General features: G+C 46.3%; 22 protein-coding genes. 4 read left to right on the top strand and 18 right to left on the bottom strand.

Annotation, left to right across the window (positions count from 1 at the left end; genetic code table 11):
- Positions 1-49: 49 nt before the first annotated feature.
- Positions 50-541: a DinB family protein gene (locus FQV28_RS06100; protein WP_146494679.1), complete on the bottom strand. Its 492-nt coding sequence runs from the start codon at positions 539-541 to the stop codon at positions 50-52.
- 286 nt (positions 542-827) lie between these two features.
- Between FQV28_RS06100 and FQV28_RS06095 the strand changes: the two genes are divergently transcribed.
- Positions 828-1,688 (top strand): site-specific integrase, encoded by an 861-nt coding sequence (locus tag FQV28_RS06095; protein WP_146494678.1) that lies wholly within the window; start codon positions 828-830, stop codon positions 1,686-1,688.
- A 479-nt stretch (positions 1,689-2,167) separates the two neighbouring features.
- The gene (locus FQV28_RS06090; RefSeq protein WP_146494677.1) at positions 2,168-2,431 is read left to right on the top strand and encodes a GlsB/YeaQ/YmgE family stress response membrane protein; all 264 of its coding nucleotides are present in this window, start codon (positions 2,168-2,170) and stop codon (positions 2,429-2,431) included.
- A gap of 29 nt (positions 2,432-2,460) precedes the next feature.
- On the opposite strand, the gene FQV28_RS06085 is transcribed toward FQV28_RS06090, so the two are convergent.
- Positions 2,461-3,108, bottom strand: a complete 648-nt coding sequence (locus FQV28_RS06085) for a lytic transglycosylase domain-containing protein (protein ID WP_146494676.1) — start codon at positions 3,106-3,108, stop codon at positions 2,461-2,463.
- A 175-nt stretch (positions 3,109-3,283) separates the two neighbouring features.
- Between FQV28_RS06085 and mscL the strand changes: the two genes are divergently transcribed.
- Positions 3,284-3,682 carry a large conductance mechanosensitive channel protein MscL gene (gene mscL, locus FQV28_RS06080; RefSeq protein ID WP_146494675.1) on the top strand — a complete coding sequence of 133 codons (399 nt, stop codon included), beginning with the start codon at positions 3,284-3,286 and terminating at the stop codon, positions 3,680-3,682.
- A 7-nt stretch (positions 3,683-3,689) separates the two neighbouring features.
- Here mscL and FQV28_RS06075 read toward each other — a convergent pair whose 3' ends face one another.
- From FQV28_RS06075 to FQV28_RS06060, 4 genes are all read right to left on the bottom strand, one after another.
- Positions 3,690-4,253, bottom strand: coding sequence for an SCO family protein (locus tag FQV28_RS06075; protein WP_146494674.1), 564 nt, complete (start codon positions 4,251-4,253; stop codon positions 3,690-3,692).
- Positions 4,254-4,354: 101 nt separating this feature from the next.
- Positions 4,355-4,480 (bottom strand): YvrJ family protein, encoded by a 126-nt coding sequence (locus tag FQV28_RS06070; protein WP_146494673.1) that lies wholly within the window; start codon positions 4,478-4,480, stop codon positions 4,355-4,357.
- Between the two features lie 54 nt (positions 4,481-4,534).
- The gene (locus tag FQV28_RS06065; RefSeq protein WP_146494672.1) at positions 4,535-4,750 is read right to left on the bottom strand and encodes a DUF2922 domain-containing protein; all 216 of its coding nucleotides are present in this window, start codon (positions 4,748-4,750) and stop codon (positions 4,535-4,537) included.
- A gap of 25 nt (positions 4,751-4,775) precedes the next feature.
- Positions 4,776-4,994 carry a DUF1659 domain-containing protein gene (locus FQV28_RS06060; protein WP_146494671.1) on the bottom strand — a complete coding sequence of 73 codons (219 nt, stop codon included), beginning with the start codon at positions 4,992-4,994 and terminating at the stop codon, positions 4,776-4,778.
- A gap of 119 nt (positions 4,995-5,113) precedes the next feature.
- On the opposite strand from FQV28_RS06060, the gene FQV28_RS06055 reads away from it, so the two are divergent.
- On the top strand, positions 5,114-5,548 hold the full coding sequence (locus FQV28_RS06055) for a DUF2621 family protein (RefSeq protein ID WP_146494670.1): 435 nt from the start codon (positions 5,114-5,116) through the stop codon (positions 5,546-5,548).
- Between the two features lie 12 nt (positions 5,549-5,560).
- Here FQV28_RS06055 and FQV28_RS06050 read toward each other — a convergent pair whose 3' ends face one another.
- From FQV28_RS06050 to FQV28_RS05995, 12 genes are all read right to left on the bottom strand, one after another.
- Positions 5,561-6,061 (bottom strand): CcdC family protein, encoded by a 501-nt coding sequence (locus tag FQV28_RS06050; RefSeq protein ID WP_146494669.1) that lies wholly within the window; start codon positions 6,059-6,061, stop codon positions 5,561-5,563.
- Complete coding sequence (locus tag FQV28_RS06045) at positions 6,054-6,377, bottom strand: thioredoxin family protein (protein ID WP_146494668.1); 324 nt, start codon at positions 6,375-6,377, stop codon at positions 6,054-6,056. The genes FQV28_RS06050 and FQV28_RS06045 overlap by 8 nt, the downstream gene beginning before the upstream one ends.
- 23 nt (positions 6,378-6,400) lie before the next feature.
- Positions 6,401-7,111: a cytochrome c biogenesis CcdA family protein gene (locus FQV28_RS06040; RefSeq protein ID WP_146494667.1), complete on the bottom strand. Its 711-nt coding sequence runs from the start codon at positions 7,109-7,111 to the stop codon at positions 6,401-6,403.
- Positions 7,112-7,356: 245 nt separating this feature from the next.
- Positions 7,357-9,126, bottom strand: a complete 1,770-nt coding sequence (locus FQV28_RS06035) for an ABC transporter ATP-binding protein (RefSeq protein WP_146494666.1) — start codon at positions 9,124-9,126, stop codon at positions 7,357-7,359.
- On the bottom strand, positions 9,126-10,880 hold the full coding sequence (locus FQV28_RS06030; RefSeq protein WP_146494665.1) for an ABC transporter transmembrane domain-containing protein: 1,755 nt from the start codon (positions 10,878-10,880) through the stop codon (positions 9,126-9,128). Before FQV28_RS06030 ends, FQV28_RS06035 begins: the two co-directional genes overlap by 1 nt.
- 99 nt (positions 10,881-10,979) lie before the next feature.
- On the bottom strand, positions 10,980-12,260 hold the full coding sequence (locus tag FQV28_RS06025) for a Y-family DNA polymerase (RefSeq protein WP_146494664.1): 1,281 nt from the start codon (positions 12,258-12,260) through the stop codon (positions 10,980-10,982).
- A gap of 360 nt (positions 12,261-12,620) precedes the next feature.
- Positions 12,621-13,361, bottom strand: a complete 741-nt coding sequence (locus tag FQV28_RS06020; RefSeq protein ID WP_146494663.1) for a phosphatase PAP2 family protein — start codon at positions 13,359-13,361, stop codon at positions 12,621-12,623.
- Between the two features lie 336 nt (positions 13,362-13,697).
- A complete protein-coding gene (locus FQV28_RS06015; RefSeq protein ID WP_146494662.1) occupies positions 13,698-14,225 on the bottom strand; it encodes a GrpB family protein in 528 nt (175 codons plus the stop codon).
- A gap of 142 nt (positions 14,226-14,367) precedes the next feature.
- A complete protein-coding gene (gene argH, locus FQV28_RS06010; protein WP_146494661.1) occupies positions 14,368-15,744 on the bottom strand; it encodes an argininosuccinate lyase in 1,377 nt (458 codons plus the stop codon).
- Positions 15,741-16,964: an argininosuccinate synthase gene (locus tag FQV28_RS06005; protein WP_146494660.1), complete on the bottom strand. Its 1,224-nt coding sequence runs from the start codon at positions 16,962-16,964 to the stop codon at positions 15,741-15,743. The genes argH and FQV28_RS06005 overlap by 4 nt, the downstream gene beginning before the upstream one ends.
- A gap of 128 nt (positions 16,965-17,092) precedes the next feature.
- On the bottom strand, positions 17,093-17,644 hold the full coding sequence (locus FQV28_RS06000) for a DUF3221 domain-containing protein (RefSeq protein WP_146494659.1): 552 nt from the start codon (positions 17,642-17,644) through the stop codon (positions 17,093-17,095).
- 118 nt (positions 17,645-17,762) lie between these two features.
- On the bottom strand, positions 17,763-18,710 hold the full coding sequence (locus tag FQV28_RS05995) for an MBL fold metallo-hydrolase (protein ID WP_146494658.1): 948 nt from the start codon (positions 18,708-18,710) through the stop codon (positions 17,763-17,765).
- Positions 18,711-19,269: the final 559 nt, after the last annotated feature.

Here is a 19,269-nt window from a genome sequence, read left to right as displayed (position 1 = left end):
ACATTAAAATTATAGAATGTGATAAGTTTTTCGAATTACTCCATTCCAATCAAGAAAGTTGCTTTAATGTTTTTTCAAGCTGTTTCAAATGCCGTTTCTCATGCAAGCCAACAAATGGAAACCATTGCGATAAAGGGACTTTCCCAAAAACCGGATGAGGCATCGACTTTTGGTCCAGCATTTCTTTTTCTGCTCCATCATACACGCCATTCAAAAAGATGCGCGAAGCTGCCAAACGTTTTTTCATCTCTTCCAAGGAAATAAACTCCTCACCGGGAACAACATGTTTCGGCGCATCCACCTTGATCATTCGGCTGACTGTCAGCCCAATTGGTTTTTTTGAAGCTTTTTCAGCCGTTTCGCTTGCCAACTGTTTGGAAATACTTTTAGCAATGGCGGTCTCCATCAATTGCAGATGATCAAGAATTTGTATCGGAGTCCAAGCGCCTGGCGACGGTTTTTGGTTCAGCAAGCTGTCCGGCTTTCCTTCAACCGCATTCAGCACAGCTTTTCTAATTCTGTCATTTTCTTCTTTGAACACAGTTATTCACACTCCCTAACTTCAAAGCACTTTCTTTAATGGAATACCCTCTTTTTCTTTTTTCAACGCTTCCTTTTTTCCAGAACTTTTCATTCTATATTATCTTGTTGCTTCTTTGGTTTTTTATATTTCCTTATGTAAAATACTACATTTGCTAAGAAAAACAATGTTTCTTGCTGGTTTCGCGAAAAGCCCATCATAAAGAGGTTTATAAAGGGAAAGTACGTTCTACTCTGGCCAAATAATGGTATAATTAATTCAGAATCTTAAGAAGAGGTGATGCTTTATGCCATACGGTTACGAAAAATATCGATTAGATAAAGGCATCAGCCCCAATACGGTGGTTCATGAAGTTCAACTGATCCGGGCGCTTTTTGCCTATCTTCGCAAGACTTACAAAAAACAGGTCGAACCGCACGAAATTCGTCCATCTGATATACAGAAATTTTTGTTGCAGCAACAGGAAACTGGCATCAAAGACAGTACGCTCAACCGCAAGCTCAGCTATATCCGCCAATGGTTCGATTATATGTGGCGGATCGGACGCGTTCCTGTTGATTTTATGCCCAAATTCCAGTTTTCCGAGAAACTGGATTTGACGCCAGCCGATATCCATTTGGACTATGAGGCATTGTTGGCAAAAAAACCGGCCGTCCTTGAAACAGATGAGCTTTCACTGACTGCCAAAATCCTATTTCTTCTTTATATGCGCGGACTGCGCCTCCGGGATATGATTGCCATTGAAGTGGATAATTTCGAGGATCACGGCGATAAACTGACGCTTCTAGTCGAAAAGAAAGACGGCTTTACCTGCCATCTTGAGTTTACCGGCCAGGAAGTGCCGGTGCTTCGCGACGGCATCAACCGGGCAATTTTCCGCACTACCCCGTATCTTTTGTCGTCCAAAGTCAAAAACGATTATACGGTATTCCAACTCGGTTCCCTTTCCGATTATACCGAGGCCTTATCGGCGTTTGTCGGTGTGCCGATGCGCTCCGGTAATATCCGTTTTGCTTACGTCCATTATTTATATTCGGTTGAACGCAAAAACTTGGAAGACATCCAGCGGATTCTGGGCGTCAGCCTTGATTCCGCTTCCCGGATTTTAAAAGAGTCGCTTACACGCCTGAAAGCTCCAAAAGAATAAAAATAAAAAATAACCTGCCCCCTTTTACTGGGAGCAGGTTATTTTCTTTACATGAATACATTAAAGTCGATTGCCAGGTTAAAGATGATAAGTGTGTGGATGATTACAAAAATCATCCCTTGCCGGTTTAATTGTTCGACGTTTTCGTACTTCATCATTATCATCTCCTTTCTTTTTATTATACTGAATTGTCAGTCTATTTTCAATATTCCTGTAACGTGTTTGTAATATTTTTTTATTCTTTAATAGTCCTTTTCCCGATTTTCTTCTGTTCCACTGCTAAATTACTTTTTCAAATATAATTTTTTTCTTTTTTATTTTCCCCAAATTCCCTTGGTACACCGGCACTTTCAGCTGTTATCGTATAAGGAATCGGAAACAAAAGGCCTATGTTTTTTTAAGTTTATGTTTTAAAAAAATGAAATGAGGATATATCTAGAGTGTAGCACTTATAACTTACTAAAAAGGAGATGGATCACATGGGCTTTATTCTTTACTTAATCGTAGGCGGTATCATCGGATGGTTAGCCGGCCTTATTCTTGGAAAAGACATTCCAGGCGGCATCATCGGTAACATCATTGCAGGAATCATCGGAGCTTGGCTCGGTGGGGAATTGCTTGGAAACTGGGGACCTTCATTAGCAGGTATCGCTATAATTCCAGCTTTAATCGGCGCTTTAATTCTTGTTTTCGTCTTGAGCCTTATTCTTGGGTCAATGCACAAAGGCAGAAGAAGAGCATAAAAAAAGAGGACCCTATGGGTCCTCTTTTTTTATGGCGTTTTAAATTCTTTTTCGTATAGGCGATAATAATGTAAAATGTCGTCGACATAGCGATCGCTGTGATTGTATTGATAGATAGCTTTTTCCAAATCGCCATCAGCCGCCCCGTTTTGAGAAAGATAGTTGGCGGCGCTGTAGAGTGCATCTGTTAAATTGTATGGATCAGCTTTTCCATCACCATTTCCATCGACCCCATATCCACCGTACGCACTGATTACTGCCGGATCAGTTTTTTCTTTCTCCGGAATATCCCCTTTGCCAAGACCTGAACAGCTCGGATAGGTCCAGCCGACAAACGTGCAAGGCATGAATTGCATATGCCCTTCTGCCCCGACAGGAGATAATAGCGGATCCATAGTCGAAAATTTCGTTTCGACCCGATGGTGCGCTGCCAACAGCGTCCACGGAACTCCGTACTCTTCTGCTGCTTCTTTGTATAGCGGGACATATTCCGCCGGCACTTCCATTTCGAATAACCCTTTTGGCGAGTCTTTGAGTGTTTCCAAAAGTTCTGGCGGCTTTATTACATAAAATACTGCAATTAAAACTGTCGCCAATACCAAAAATGCCGGAAGCACAAAAAGCGCCATGAGCACTCGTCCCCACCTAATTCTTTTGGTGTACTTCTTTTTCTTCATCGCTTCCACACCTAATAATTCATTTTTCACTATTCTACCATATCAACTAAAACTTTACTGTTTTCTATTGAAAGCAACGATGCTATTTTATTTTGTTGAATTGCATCACTTTTACTGAAGGGGTTTTATTCGAGGGGCGGTAAATGTACACTGAACTTTAGGGAGGTGAACAAGTGTGTGGAATGAGTTCAAAAAATTCGCCATCAAGGGCAACGTTATCGATTTGGCGATTGCGGTAGTTATTGGTGCCGCTTTCGGGAAAATCGTCACTTCTCTTGTTGAAGATTTGATTATGCCGGCTGTCGGCATTTTGCTTGGCGGCTTCAGCGTTGCACAACTTTCTTATTCTTTCGGGGATGCAGAACTCCGGTACGGCGAGTTTTTGCAATCGGTCATTGATTTTTTCATCATATCATTTTCTATTTTCCTTGCGATCCGGTTGTTCTCGAAATTGCAGTTTAAGCCAGAAACCGAAGAAGAAGAAGAAGAAGAACCTTTGCCTGTTCTTGATGCAAAAGAACAGCTGCTTACGGAAATACGCGATTTACTGGCAAAAGAAAAAACCGGTCAATGACCGGTTTTTATTGTTCCTCTATTAGTTTCTCCAGTTCGGTGATAATGTCCTCCACCGGAACGTGTTGGTAGCCGTCGTAGTTTGCACGGACCTCACCTTCTTTATCGACCAGGTAAAACGAAGTGCCGTGAATTACTTGATCGCTGTTCGGGTCATTTTTGATGAACGTATTGAAATTGTCTTTTGCATACAAGGCAATTTCTTCTTGTCCGTAGCCCGTCAGCAAATTCCACTTGGATTCATCCGGAACGGAGTAGTTTGCCAAGTACTCTTGCATTTTTTCCGGAGTGTCCGCTTTTGGGTCCACGCTGAACGCGACGATTTTATAGCCTTCTATCCCTTGTTCCACTAACTCTTCTTGAATAGCCGCCAGATTGAAGGTCATCGGCGGACAGACCGTTTCGCAATTCGTAAACACAAATGTTGCAAGCCAAGGGGTCCCTTTCAAGCTTTCGGATGAAACAGTTTCTCCTCTATGGTTTGTATATGAGAAATCCTCAATGCTGTCATTGCTGCACGCTGATAGGATTAACACTAGCCCCAGCACCATTGCCGCTAACTTTCGTTTCATGCTGTCGCCTCCACTCTTTCGTAGCCTTAATGTTATCGAAACGGGCGCATGAACACAACATGGAAAAGAGCCGTCTTTGTCACAAATCTGTGAATCCAGGGCTATATTTTCATCGTCACGAGCGCTTCGTGAATGGCCACAAGTTTCGTTTCGACCCGGTGCATCAAATAAAAAGACACAAACATCGGAAATCCCACTTCTTGGACCAATCGCATCCATTCATCCATCTTCTTCACCTCCTATTTAAAAAAGCTCTCCCGATTCAGGAGAGCTCGCGTTTTCTATAATTCGTATTCCACAACATTCCGCTCAATAATGCGCGCCCCTTTTGCAAGAGCAAAAGAAGCCCCTTCCACTTCGAAAATATTTTGCGTGATGATCGATTGCATGCCGGCCAAAAGTTCTGATGCCGTAACATCTTCACGCGGCTCTTCTACAGACAACGTAACCCCTTTTCCGGCAACTGTCTCAAATATCAATTCCAATGTTTTTGCCATCCCTTAATTCCCCCTTAGTCAGTCATTACGCATAAATCGTTTCGTCTTTTTGTTTCTCCAAGAACATTAGCGGCTTTGTGCCAAAACCACCCAATACACGGGCCACTTCAAAAATGGCGTCCGCTCCAGCAGTTTCCGTTACGTTATGGTACACTTTCACTTTCTTTTTCGGTTTGCCGTTTTCATCCAGCCCATTATCGAATGTCAGGCGGATGCTTGCGTTTTTAAAATCGCTGTTTGCCATGCTGATCACCTCCTTTCATTCGCTATATAGACACAAATGAAAAAAAGGGATACCTTTTTAATGAATTTATTTTAAATTGCTTTTATAATGGAAGTAAGGCAAAAACGAGGTGAAACAACGTGCAATTAGATGGTTGGTTTTTATGGTTTATCCTGTTTTGGGTAACGGTGCTTGTCGGGTCTTTTGCGATTGGCGGTTTTTTTATGTTCCGAAAGTTTTTGAAATCGATGCCGAAAAAAGACGGGCTTTCTGACTTGAATTGGGAAGAATATTATGTGGATAAAACCATCCACTTGTGGGGCACTGAAGAAAAAGAATTGCTGAATGAACTTGTCCAGCCGGTTCCAGATTTGTTCCGCCCTGTGGCAAAACAAAAAATCGCTGGAAAAATCGGGCAAATTCTCCTTGAGGAAAAAGCGAAAAAGATGAAGCACGAACACATTATCCGCGGCTATATTCAAGCAACGCCAAAGCGTGACCATAAGTTTCTTCGCAAAAAACTAAATGAACTCCATATCGACGTCACACCGTACGAACATTATTTCGAAAAGTAAAAGCGCCGTCCCTTAACTCGGGACAGCGCTTTTTGTTTTGTCAGCCAGCTTTTTATATTGGAGATACATCGCAAGACGCCATGGAACAATCATGCCGAACGCCAATATCCAGAACATGCCGCCAAGTTCACCGACATCGACCGTTGCGCTCAAGGCGACTTTTCCGACAAGCCGGACGATCAATAAGCCGATTAATATAAAGATGAACGCTTTGGATTGCTTTAGATAAATATCGCCATCCCTAATTTCAAACTTCGAAGTCCAGATCAATACGGTAGAAAAAATCATACCCACAACAAGTGCTTCGAATATCTGCATCGGGTGCACCCGGAAAAACGGAAAGATGAACATCAATGCGCCGGTTGACATAAATAATGGCGGCAAGACGATCTTTTTCACAGAAGCCGGTTTTTTAGCAGATTTTGTCCGCATAATCATAACAAATATCCCCATGACCACCGCTCCGACCGATGTCACAGCTAACAACAGTTCCGGTGGAATCATTTCAAACATGTAACCCTTCCTCCAATTCATCCAACTTACGCCGCAGCTCTTCAATAGGAACAAACCGCGCAAATCGGTGGATTTCTTTGCCTTTGCAGAACAAGAGAACTACCGGTGCGGTGAACAGCAGCAGATTGCCGGCAAGTTCCGGCAAATGAGCAGTATTTGCTAAGTAAAACGGCAGGCTGTATTCTTTTTCAAAATGTTCAACTTGCGGACGCAGCCCTTCACAAACTGAACAATTATCGGTTTTCACGAACAATAGAAAAGACTCCTTCTGATCGATCTTTTCTTTGTATTCATGGATTTTTGTAATGCTATTCATAAGTACCACCTGCTTTTTGTCTGTTAAAATCCTTGGAAATCACCGAAGACCGGGCTGAGAACTCTGATCAAATACGTCATGCCGTTGAAAAATAGCAAAACGCCGACAGCAATCATGATATAGCCGCCTGCATTCATGATGGCTTTGTTGTGTTTTCGCAGCCACCCCATGCGGGTGACGAAAAATGACAAGACGAAAAACGGAATCGCAAACCCAAGAACATATGCGATCATATACCAAACTCCAGATCCCGGATTAGTCGCTGCCAGTGCATAAATTGCAGCAGTAATCGGTCCTGTACAAGGCGTCCAGCCCGCTGCAAACGCCAAGCCGATGACAAATGTCCCCAAAAAGCCCGTCGGCCGGTTTTTGAATGAGAACTTTCGGTCCTGCATCAAAAATTTCGGCGTGAATACACCAACAATCATTAGCCCGAAGAAAACGATGAAAATGGCGCCGACTTGGCGGATCAGATCATCGTAACGAAGGAACCATTCGTAAAAGAAAGAAGTGCTGAATCCAAGTGCGATAAAAATAGTCGAAAAGCCGAGCAAGAAAAAGAGCGTATGGAACATGCCTCTTTTTTGCATGACCCCTTTGTCGTTTTTAATCTCATCAATCGTCATGCCGGTTATATAAGATAAGAATGCCGGGTACAGCGGCAACGTACAAGGCGAAACAAAACTTAAAAACCCTGCGCCAAACGCTAAAAATAAATTGATATCAGTTGCCACAATTGTCACTCCTTCTATATGCTCTTCCTATCTTACCAAAAACACCAGCCAAACACTGCCGTTTAGTTTGTGAAATCTTTATGACAGCTTGGTTTTGCCGTTTTTTCTTTCTTGCGGCTGATTTTTTTTTAATGGCTTTTCCTTATGTAAAAATTTACATTTATTCTTTGAAACATACAAACTGTTCTCCTTTGTGCATGCTCAGCCGGCAACCAATAAAAAAGGACGGCCGCAGCCGTCCTTTTTTATTCCACTATGCCGTTTTGCAGCAAATACATCTTATGGTAGAGGCCTCGATTTGAAAGAAGTTGCTGATGTGTGCCCCGTTCGACAATTTCGCCGTGGTGCAGCACCAAAATCAGCTCAGCATCCTGAATCGTGCTAAGCCGGTGGGCGATGGCGATGGTCGTGCGCCCGCGCCGCATCTTTTCTAAGCTCGTCTGGATTGCCACTTCTGTTTCGGTGTCGATGTTTGCAGTTGCTTCATCTAACACCAGAATTTTCGGATCAGTCGCCATTGTCCGCGCAAACGCTACAAGCTGGCGCTGGCCGCTTGAAAAAGTCGATCCGCGCTCGGTAACTGCCTGCCCATAAGTATCCGGCAAGTCCTCAATAAACCGGTCCGCTTGGACAAATTCGGCCGCTGCCCGAACATCGCTGTCGGTCATTGAATGGTTATGCAAACGGATATTGCTGTCAATTGTCCCGTAAAACAAGAACGGGTCCTGCAGGACGAGGCCCATCTTGGAACGAAGCTCTTTCGCACTATAGCTCTTCACCGACTTGCCGTCGATCAAGATATCGCCGTTCTTGAATTCATAGAAACGCATGAGCAAGTTGATGATGGAACTTTTGCCGCTTCCAGTATGCCCGACAAGCGCAACAGTCTGGCCGGGTTCCGCTGTGAACGATATGTTTTTCAAGACATCGTTTTTACCATCATAAGAAAATGTCACATTGCGAAATTCAATTTTACCGGACGTAATCGTGCCAAGCGCATTTTCTTGGCGCGGCGCCAAATCTTCTTCATCGAGCAACGCAAAAACGCGCGAAGCCGCGACAATCGCTTGCTGGAAAATGGATAACCGCTGCATCACTTGGCCAATCGGTTCGAAAAAGCGGTCGACATATGTAACAAATGCGTAAATTACGCCGACTTCCACGGTGCTTGAAAACGACATGACGCCGAAATAACTGAGCAGCATGATCAAGGCGATAGCATAGACAATATCAATCGCGGGCCGCAGCAACAAACCGTCGAGTTTAATGTTGCGCCGGCCTGCCGCCCAATGTTTGTCATTGATATCATTGAATTCGTCCTGCAGCCGCTGTTCCTGGCCGAATGCCTGGATCATGCCCATCCCTTGGATCGATTCCGACAATTTGGCATTCAGCTGGCCGAGCCGCTCGCGCAAATCCTGATAAAAGACCGAGCTGTATTTGCGGTACAAAAACATGATGCCAAACAACAGCGGCAACAAGACCAATGTCATGAGCGCCAACCGGACGTTCAAGAAGAACATCGCGGTATAGACACCGACAATCAAAAACGCACTTTGGATAAAGCCGATCAGCACACTGACGAACATTTCCTTAATGGCTTCGGTATCGTTGGTAACGCGCGACACCATGCTGCCGGCAGGAGTTTTGTCAAAATAGCGCATGCCGAGATTCTGCACTTTCGTGAACACGTCGATGCGCAGCTGCTGGATGATTTTCAATGCAGCTTCCTGGAATTTCAGCAGCTGGAAATAGCTGATGATGACGTTGCTCACTTGAATGAATAAATAGCCGAGTGCAAGGCCGGCTACGGGCCCTGTCGGAAAAGTGCCGGGCGTCAAGTAATCGTCGATGAACGTCTTGATGAGCAACGGCCCGAGGACATCCCCGAGAACCGTCAGCGCCAAAAGCCCGAGCGCTAAAAACACCATTTTCTTATGCGGCACCAGATAATGCATGAGCCGTTTAAAGACAAGCCACTGGGCTTTGCCAGTCAGTACTTTTTGTTCTTCCATCACGCTTCGCCTCCTTGCTCGACGAGCGCTTCGAGCTGCTGCAACTGGTACATCTCGTAATAACGCCCTTTTCTCTCCAATAATGCTTCATGCGTGCCGATTTCCGCGACAGAGCCTTCATGCATGACCAAAATTTGATGGGCATGCTGGATGGCACTCAAGCGGTGCGAGGTAATGATCGTCGTTTCACCGGTCCGTGTTTTTTTCAAACTTTCCAAAATGGCTTCTTCTGTTTTAGCATCAACTGCTGATAAGGAATCATCCAAAATCAGCAATTCCGGCCGCATCATGAGCGCCCTAGCGATGGAGATCCGCTGCTTTTGCCCGCCTGATAGCGATACGCCGCGCTCTCCGACTACAGTATTGTAGCCGTCCGCAAAATTCAAGATATCGTCGTGGATGTGTGCCAGCTTCGCCGCCTGCACCACTTCTTCCATTTTAGCGTTTGGCCTGGCGAATGCAATATTCCCGGCTACTGTTGTCGAAAACAAGAAATGGTCTTGCGGCACATAGCCGATCGCTTCCCGCAGCCGCTGCTTTTTATAATCCTGGATCGGCACATTTCCAAATGTAATTTCGCCTTCATAACGATCAAATTCCCGCAGCAAGAGCCTTAAAATAGCTGATTTGCCGGAGCCGGTTTTTCCGGCGATGCCGAGCGTTTCACCGCGTTTCAGCATGAAATGGACATCGCGAAGCGCCGACCGCTCATCTCCAGGAAACTGGAACTTCTCTACGGAAACGACAATATTGCCTTCCGGGCGTTTGTCGAGAGCGTTTTCCCGGTCATCGATATCCACCGGCTCAGCAAGCAGCGAGCGGATCCGGTCATAAGATGCCCGCCCGCGCTCGACGATATTGAACAGCCAGCCAAAAGCAAGCATCGGCCAAACCAGCAAGCCAAGATACGCTGTGAATGCCACCAAATCGCCGATGGTCATTTCGCCTCTTGTGACGAAATACGAGCCGAAACCGATCGTCAGAAAATAACAGACTCCGATAATGGCGGAAATCGTCGGATCAAATAGGGAATCGACGCGGGCAACCCGGATGTTCTCTTCAACCACTTTACCGGACAAACGCTGGAAGTCTTCAATATCTTCCTGTTCCTGACCGAACGTTTTGATGACTTTCATCCCGGAGATGCTTTCCTGGGTCTTGTCGTTCAAACCTGAAAACGATTCCTGGGCTCTATGGAAACGTTCATGCAATAGTTTGCCGTAATAATTGGTCAAATATGCCATCAGCGGCATAGGCAATAAGACAATCAGCGTCAGTTTCCAGTTGATGGTGAATGCCATTGCAGCAATGACAAAACCGCCGGTCGCAAACGAATCGACCAATGTCAAAACGCCAGGCCCTGCAGTTTGCTGTACCGCTTGCAAATCGTTTGTGGCATGTGCCATCAAATCACCGACCCGGCGTTTTTGGTAAAAAGCCGGAGACATCCGCGTTAAATGGTCGAACAATTGCTTCCGCAAGTTCCGGGCCAGCAATACAGAGGAACCGAAGATCATCTGTCGCCAAGCATAGCGGAGGACGTACATCGCGCAAGCCGCAGCCGCCAATAGTCCGAGCCATTTCATCAAAAAAGCAGGGGTCAATGATCCGCGGCTGATTTCATCGACGACAAAACCGATGATCCGCGGCGGCAGCACACCTAAAAAAGCCACAATCAGCAACATCAAGACGCCAATCAAGTAATGCTTTTTCCGTTCTTTAAAAAACCAACCCAATTCCAAAAATACGCGCATAGCTCTGTTCCCCTTGCTGTAATGTATGTACTTAATTCTGTTTTATTTTACCAAACATCGTTCTACGAAAAAAGAAAATAATTCGAGTTTTGAAATAAATCAGTCTTCTGGCGGAAGGCGGACTTTTCCTGACTGGTGGCCGCCAATCAAATTGGCGCGTTCACGGGCGGTTCCGGCCTCCGTATAGGAAACAGCCCGGAGCACAGCGGTTGAGCCATATTTGTCGCGCAGTGCATCCATCGCCGCACCAAGTTTTCGGATCTGCCATTTGCGCTGTTCAAACAAGCTGAGCTGCATGCTCGTTTCGTCTTCAAGCTTCGACAAAGAGATGGCCAGCTTCCTCGCCGCACGGCCGTCATAAAATTCCGTAAGGAGCTCTTTGCAGACAGTATAGATTTTCATCGTATCGTTCGTTGCCTCACCAATTGTCCGCGACCGGTGGAATCCACCGCCAAACGCATGCATGCTGTAGCCGACCGACAGCGAGACAGTGCGCCCCGCCTTCCCGGCATCGCGCGCACGCCGCGCCACATCTTCAGCCATCTCAAGCAGGACCATCAGAATTTCCTCTGCGCTCGTGTAATCACGGTACAGCATCTGCCCTTTTCCGAAACTTTCCTGTCCATCAATCAAGGTCGAGCCTAGTTCCGAAAGGTCAATGCCCCAGGCATGGTGGTAAAGCTGATTGCCAAGAATCCCGAACTTTTCTTCCAACTTGGCCAAATCGCTTTTCGCCAAATCGCCGACCGAAAAGATGCCCATGTTGTTCAAGGTTTTTTCCAAGCGCGAACCGATGCCCCACATCTTGCTGAGCGGTGCCACTGTCCATAGTTTTTTCGGCACATCGCTGTATGTCCATTCGGCAAATCCCGTCTTTTTGGCATCAAGATCGAGCGCCAATTTAGCCAGCAGCATATTAGGGCCGAGGCCGATTGCGGAAGGCAGGGAGAACTGCCGGATGATGTCATCCTGAAGATGGGAAATGATCGCCCTTGGTGTTCCCCAAATTTTCTCTGTTCCGCTCAAGTCGACAAAGCTTTCATCGATGCTGTATACATGAATCGCTTCAGCCGGCACATACTCGCGCAACAGGCGGGTAATTTCAATGGACACCCGCATGAAAAAGTCCATCTTCGGCTCGATTTTCAAGATGTGGGGATCATCTGGAATTTCAAAAAGCCGGGTGCCTGTGCGGACGCCGAATTCTTTTTTCAGCACCGGGGATGCCGCAAGCACTACACTGCCTTTTTGTTCCTGGTTGCCGATGACTGCGATGCAGGCGTCCAGTGGATCAAGCCCCAAGTCAACCGCTGCGCAGCTTGCATAAAAACTGCGCATATCCAAACAGATAATGGGCCGTTCTTCCAATCCTTCATACATAACGCTTTCTCCTCCCCGTTAACCATCGTCTTACATAAGGATATAAGAACACCTGTTCTTAATCAATAACCGCTTTTGCAATAAATGAAACACTGGCGGATTTTCAACAGGGCAGCGGAATCTTAATATAAAAATCGGTTGATGGCTCGGTTTGATTTTTTTCGCGCCATTGCGATTGGCTAAAATGTACCAGTCCAGAAAAAAGGCCGGCTGTTTTTTTAAAAACAGCCGGCCTTTCGCTCTTTGTTTTGAACATGATTCTAGGCAAACAATTGATGCACACCGTAAATTGATAACGTCCTGAAGCCTTTAGTCTTTTCAGGGCTTCCTTTGTCCTTGCTGCTGTCAGCTGGCGGCTAGCTAACGCCGGATTCTGCGCTTGGCTGACTTAAAGTTGGAAACTAAAAATCTTCGTATTGCCTGGACTGGGCGTACATGGCTTCCGCTTTGCCATTGCACCCATTCAAGAGCCAATAGGCAAAGAATCAGCCAAATCGTTCCAGCCGAGTAACCGGCAACCACATCGCTCGGAAAATGAGCTCCCAAATAAATCCGGCTGGTTCCGATTAAAACGACCAAGACGCCTAAAATAATGAGGGAAAGTATTTTCATTCCTTTTTTTAGTCTGCTTCGCACAATAAAATAGGCGATAAATCCGTAAAAGATAAGCGAGCCCATAGAATGGCCGCTCGGAAAACTAAAACCGATCGCATCAATTTCTTCATTGATAGAAGGGCGTCCTCTTTCGTATAAATTCTTCAACAGCACAGAAAGAAGGGCACCCCCTCCTACTGCGATGATGAAAAAGAGGATTCCCCATTTGTCTTTTGCTTTCAACCAAAGCAGTGAAAGAGTAATCACCGACAAAGTCGTCAAAAACCAGACAGACCCTAATTCGGTAATGACTATGTACCCCTTATCAAGTGCGGGATTTTCTATTGACCGGAAAAAACTGATGACGGCCCCGTCAAAACTTTTTAATTCGTTTTCCAGCAATTCTTCCGCCAGTTCTGCAAACAACCAGATGAAAAAGCTCATTACCCCCAGGCCCAGCATCAACAAAAAGGCGGGAAAGCCGGCTTTCTTATTTTCTTCTTCCATAGAACATTTGCTCCTTTCGCAACAACTAGGCCATCAGGCGGCTGTTAATTGTTTCGCGCTTTTATATATTAGCCACAGCAATTCCCAAAACTTCACTAGTGGAACAGCAGGGGGACAAGTTACTTCACCAACAAAAAAACAAGACTTCCCACTGCACTTCCCACTGCAATCGCTTTTCCTCCCTTTACCCTGTCAGAAACAATTTATCCATAAAACCGGCCATCCTGAATAGCTTATTACGCCAACAATCAGCGGCTATCCCCTAAAAGCAAAAGCCGGATTTCCCAGGGAAGGAAATCCGGCTTGAAAATATTATTATTGAAATTGGCTATGCCATCAGTTTTTCAATGCTCTTTGCCTTTCATCGAACCAGCGGAGCGCCCGCTGTTCCATATCCTGGACAAATGCTTTTTTGGCTTTGCTGTAGTAGCCCGTGTCATCATGGCGCCCGGCCAATTCTTCTTTCAACTGCCCATAGCGTTCCGCTTCTTCCGGATGGCTTCTTAAATAATCGCGGAACACAAGATGCCGTTCGATTTGCGAATGGTCAAATTGATAGAAATGGATATGGTGGCTTCTGTTGTCCCCGCCTTTGCGAAACAGTCGCCGTCCCTCTATTCCCCAGTCGCCAGCCACGTCATAGCCGAGGCAAAGCATCCTTTCATTAAACGCATCGATCTTGCCGATTTCTTTGACGAGGCACATCATGTCAACTACCGGTTTTGCTTTCATGCCAGGAACAGAGGTGCTGCCAAAATGCTCAAATCGAAGAATTTCGTCCCCAAAAACTTCTTTTAGCCTGCCCGATTCCTGTTCGAACATCCGAACCCAATTTTTATCGTATTCCGTAAGCCGCACCTTCACACCAATCTCTCCCAACTTTGAAAATCAAAATCGCTTTTTGTGATTATATCGAAAGGGCGGGCCTTCCTGCAACGGGATTTTCTACGAAAATACAAAAAGACCGGCTTTCCTAGGGGGGAGGAAAGCCGGTTCCAAAATGGACTTATTGCCCGATAAGTTGCTTGGCGAGTCCGAGTTGTTTGCGAACTTGATCAAAGCCTGTGCCGCCGAGCGAGTTGCGGCGCTTGACTGCCGTTGCCGGCTGCAAGGTTTCGAAGATGTCTTCTTCAATGAGCGGGCTGGCGTCCTGAAGATCCGCAAGCGGCAAGTCTTTCAGGAAATAGCCTCGCTGGATGCACGTGAAAACAAGTTTTCCGGTGACATCATGCGCTTCACGGAACGGCATGCCTTTGGCCGCCAAGTAATCGGCAAGTTCAGTCGCATTCGAGAAATCCGAGTGAACCGCTTTTTCCATCGAATCGGTGCGGACAGTCATCGTGCGAACCATGCCTTCGAAAATCGGCAAGGAACCCGCAAGCGTCTGGACCGTATCGAACATGCCTTCCTTGTCTTCCTGCATATCCTTGTTATAGGCGAGTGGCAATCCTTTCAGCGTTGTCAGCAAACCGAACAGATTGCCATAGACGCGTCCCGTCTTGCCGCGGATCAGTTCGGCCATATCCGGATTTTTCTTTTGCGGCATGATGCTCGATCCTGTCGAAAACGCATCGTCAAGTTCGATAAAGCGGAATTCTTCACTTGACCAAAGAATGATTTCTTCAGCAAAGCGTGACATATGCATCATCAGCAACGACGCATTGCTCAAAAATTCGACGATAAAGTCGCGATCACTCACAGCGTCCAAGCTGTTTTCGTAAACACCCGAAAACCCGAGAAAGCTCGCCGCAAGTTCACGGTCAATCGGAAACGTCGTGCCGGACATGGCGCCTGCGCCGAGCGGCGACAAGTCGATGCGCTTCAGCGATTCCGAAAGGCGTGCTTTATCGCGTTCAAGCATCCAGAAATACGTCAGCAAATGATGGCCGAATGAGATCGGCTGAGCCCGCTGTAAATGCGTATAGCCTGGAACAATCGTTTCTACATGCGCTTCCGCTTGTGTCACGATCGCCCCTTGGAAGGCAGCTACTGCTTCAATGATTTCCTGGACGCGGTTTTTCAAATACAGGTGCATATCCGTCGCCACTTGGTCATTGCGGCTGCGGGCTGTATGAAGCTTGCCGCCGACTGGGCCGATTTCGTCGATCAGCAGTTTCTCCAGGTTCAAGTGGATATCTTCATTGGATACACTAAACTCCAACTGTCCAACTTTCGCTTTTTCTTTAAGCGCAGCCAAACCGGAAAGGATGAGCGCCGCTTCTTGTTCGGTGAGGATCTGGCAGGCCGACAGCATTTTCACATGCGCCGTACTGCCTTCTAGATCTTCCATCACTAATTGCTGGTCAAATGAAATCGATGCTCCGAATTCATCCACCCATTGTTCGGCCGATTTCTGGAAACGGCCTCCCCACAATTTGGTCATGATTTCACCTGTTCTTTTGCTACTGGCTGTTCTTTTTTATTGACCATGGAGTTGACAACTGTCGGAAGGCCCCAAAGTTCGATAAAGCCGACAGCAGAAGCATGGTTGAATGTGTCTTCAGTAGAGTACGTAGCCAACTGCTCGCTGTATAGAGAATTTGGCGATTTACGCCCTTCGATGATGGCATGCCCTTTGAACAGCTTCACGCGGACCGTGCCATTGACATAAACTTGTGTTTCTTGCAAAAATGCCTGGAGTGCGGTACGCAGCGGCGAGAACCATAAGCCTTCATAAATCAATTCCGTCAACTTCTTTTCGATGACCGGCTTGAAATGCGCCATTTCCTTCACTAATGTGATGTCTTCCAATTCTTTATGTGCGGCAATCAGTGTCATGGCTGCCGGAGCTTCGTAGATTTCACGCGATTTGATGCCCACAAGACGGTTTTCAACATGATCGATTCTGCCGACGCCGTGTTTTCCGGCAATGTCATTCAATTCAAGGATCAATTTTGCAAACGTATAAGAAACGCCGTTCAATTGCGTCGGCACGCCGTTCACAAATTCAATTTCAACAATATCCGGTGTGTCCGGTGTGTTTTCAAGCGCAGTGGTCACGTCGTATGCTTCTTCCGGAGGCGCAGCCCACGGGTCTTCCAATACGCCGCATTCGTTTGCGCGGCCCCAGAGATTTTGGTCAATCGAGAACGGGCTATCCAAATTCACTGGAATCGGCACATTATGTTCTTTGGCATAAGCGATTTCCTCATCACGCGACCATGCCCATGCACGGACCGGCGCAACCACTTCCAAATTCGGATTGAGGGATTTGATCGACACTTCAAAACGCACTTGGTCATTGCCTTTTCCGGTGCAGCCGTGCGCTACAGCCGTCGATCCTGTTTCCTCGGCGATTTCCACTAACTTTTTCGAAATGAGCGGGCGTGATAATGCCGACACCAACGGGTATTTGCCTTCATATAAGGTATGGGCCTGCAGCGAAACCAATGCGTATTCATTCGCGAATTCTTCTCTTGCATCGATCATATAGCTTTCAACCGCTCCCACTTGAAGCGCTTTTTGTTTGATAAAGTTCAAATCTTTTCCTTCTCCAATATCAAGGCAGACCGCAACTACGTCATAGCCTTGTCCTTTCAGCCATGGAATGGCCACTGATGTATCTAGTCCGCCTGAATATGCAAGTACGATTTTTTTGTTCATGTATGAATACCTCCAATGTATTTTTATGCACTAATTAATATGAATATACACATATTAGCACGCCCAACTGTTAAGTGCAAGGATATTCAATCAAAAAAATGCATAAAAAAAAGCAGCCTAAGCTGCTTTTACTTTCCGCCGATTGTATATTCATGTGTATCAAGGTCAATTCTAACTTCAGAAACATCCCCAGTTTCCATATTGCTGAACAAAAAGCCGATTTCGTTATCGCGGACAATGGGCTGCCCCATCATAAGAAGGCTTGATAATTGCTCCTTGTTGATGAACACCTGGAGTGCTTCCGAACGCTTTGTTGATTCCTCATCAGTCAAAATCGTCAAAGTCTCCGCTTCACCTTCCATTGGGAACTTTTCAGCAAGAGGCCCTTGGTAATCGACGCTCACTTTCATCCCTGTGCGGATATCGCTGATTTTGCTGTCTGATGTTTCAGTCCCGTTATCCGATTGGACCGCCACTTTGTCGTTGATCGTGAAATAGATATTGTTTACTAGAATTTGCGATTCGGTCACTTGTGTGATGAATCCTTCTTCTGTCATTTCTTTCTGTTCTGCTGCCACTTCTTCTTTTTTTGGCTCTTCTGTTTCGGTTTGTGCTGCTTGATCGTTCGAGCATGCCGCCAATAACAGGAAACTCGCCATCAATACCGTCAATTTCTTCAACTAACCCATTCCTTTTCGCATTATTCTCAAGATGCCCCGTTCACACTTCCGTCATTCCAGACGCGTCTATTGTAACCGGAGAACGGAATTGTTGCAATACAAAAAATAGCCGAACAACTTACGCTTCATGGTAATAAAAGACGCCATTTTCAGCCATTCTTTCGGTGATCAACCCGTCTTCCAGCAAGTAATCGATCTGTCCGATTGTTTCCGAAAGCGTCAAGCCAAGCTCTTTCTCGTATGCATGAGGAAACAGTTCCTGCGTCAGCTGATAGACCGTCTTTTCATCGCCTTTAAGCATGTCGAGCACTTTCATGGCGCGCTGATGCTGTTTTTCCAATCGGGATGTGACCAATTCTGTAACATTGCGCACTTCTTTTCCATGTCCGCTATAAATCACATCGATCGGCATTTTTAATAGCCTGCCTAAAGACGCGTTGTATTGCAGCAGCGACTTCGGACGGCCATCTGCCGGATTGAGCGGTGGCTCAATCAACGGATTAGATGATACTTTTGCAATTACGTGGTCACCCCCGATCATCTCACGCGTTTCGGCATCCCAAAATGACAAATGGCTTTGGGCATGGCCAAGCGTCTCCATGACTTGCCATTCTGGATGCCCCGGAAGCACATCGCCTTCATTGATGGTCATGTCAAGTGGACGGCTGCCCATCAGATTGAGCGGCCGCTTCATTTTTTTCACCCAAAACAACAACTCTTCCGGAACGCCTTCTTCTTGCAGGCGCTCCAAGTAAAACGCGTCATGGTAATCAAAAAATGCCTGATCACGGCGCATCCATAAATCGTTATAAGGGTGCCCGTATAATTTTGCACGTTCAAAACCGTCGACCCAGCCGGCATGGTCGGGATGGTGATGGGTCAAAACCACTTGTTCGACGTCTTGGGGTTTGACATTCACATCCAGAAGCCCTGCTTTCAAAGCCTCCCATGCTTCAGGCGTTTTTGGCCCGGCATCGATCAGCGTCAGCATATCTCCTTTCAACAAATAGGAATTAACATCCCCAACAGCAAATGGCGTCGGAATAATAATTTTATGTAAACTCACTTCTCCATCTCCCCTAAAACTGAATGACTATTCATCTATCATACCGTGTATTGGCAGCTGCGTCACGTTAAAAGAAGGTTTGACAACGGTATCTGGCTTCTTCTATAATTCATGTACATATAAAAGCGTAGAAAAGATCAGTACAGACGGTGAAGGTGCAAAGAGAGTGTTGCTGCAGCTGAAATGCACACCCCCGCTCCTGTCTCGAACCTGCTTTTTAGCTGCCGTGCAAACACGGCCGTCATTCCGCGTTAAGGAAATCGAGTAGTGCCGTTTATCGGCAAACTTAGGTGGTACCGCGGAAACTGAGCGTTTTCGTCCTTGCAAAAGCAGGGACGAATGCGCTTTTTTTATTGAAATGCGCAGGCGCCTATGGAGCCCCGACAAGCGCTGGAGGGCTTGGAGGTCATGGCGCTTTTTGCCATGGCAGCCAAGACCGAAGCGACCTCGAGGGGCTAGGCGCTGCAGCTGGACATTGAAATGCGGAAACAGCCCTTCAGTTGTGACAGGCATTTCAGCTGGAAAAGCGGTTTCTTTTAGCTTGAAAATTTATCTTTCC

The sequence above is a fragment of the Planomicrobium sp. CPCC 101079 genome (assembly GCF_007859275.1).
GTDB lineage: Bacteria > Bacillota > Bacilli > Bacillales_A > Planococcaceae > Planococcus.
This window is presented reverse-complemented; position numbering and strand designations above follow the sequence as displayed.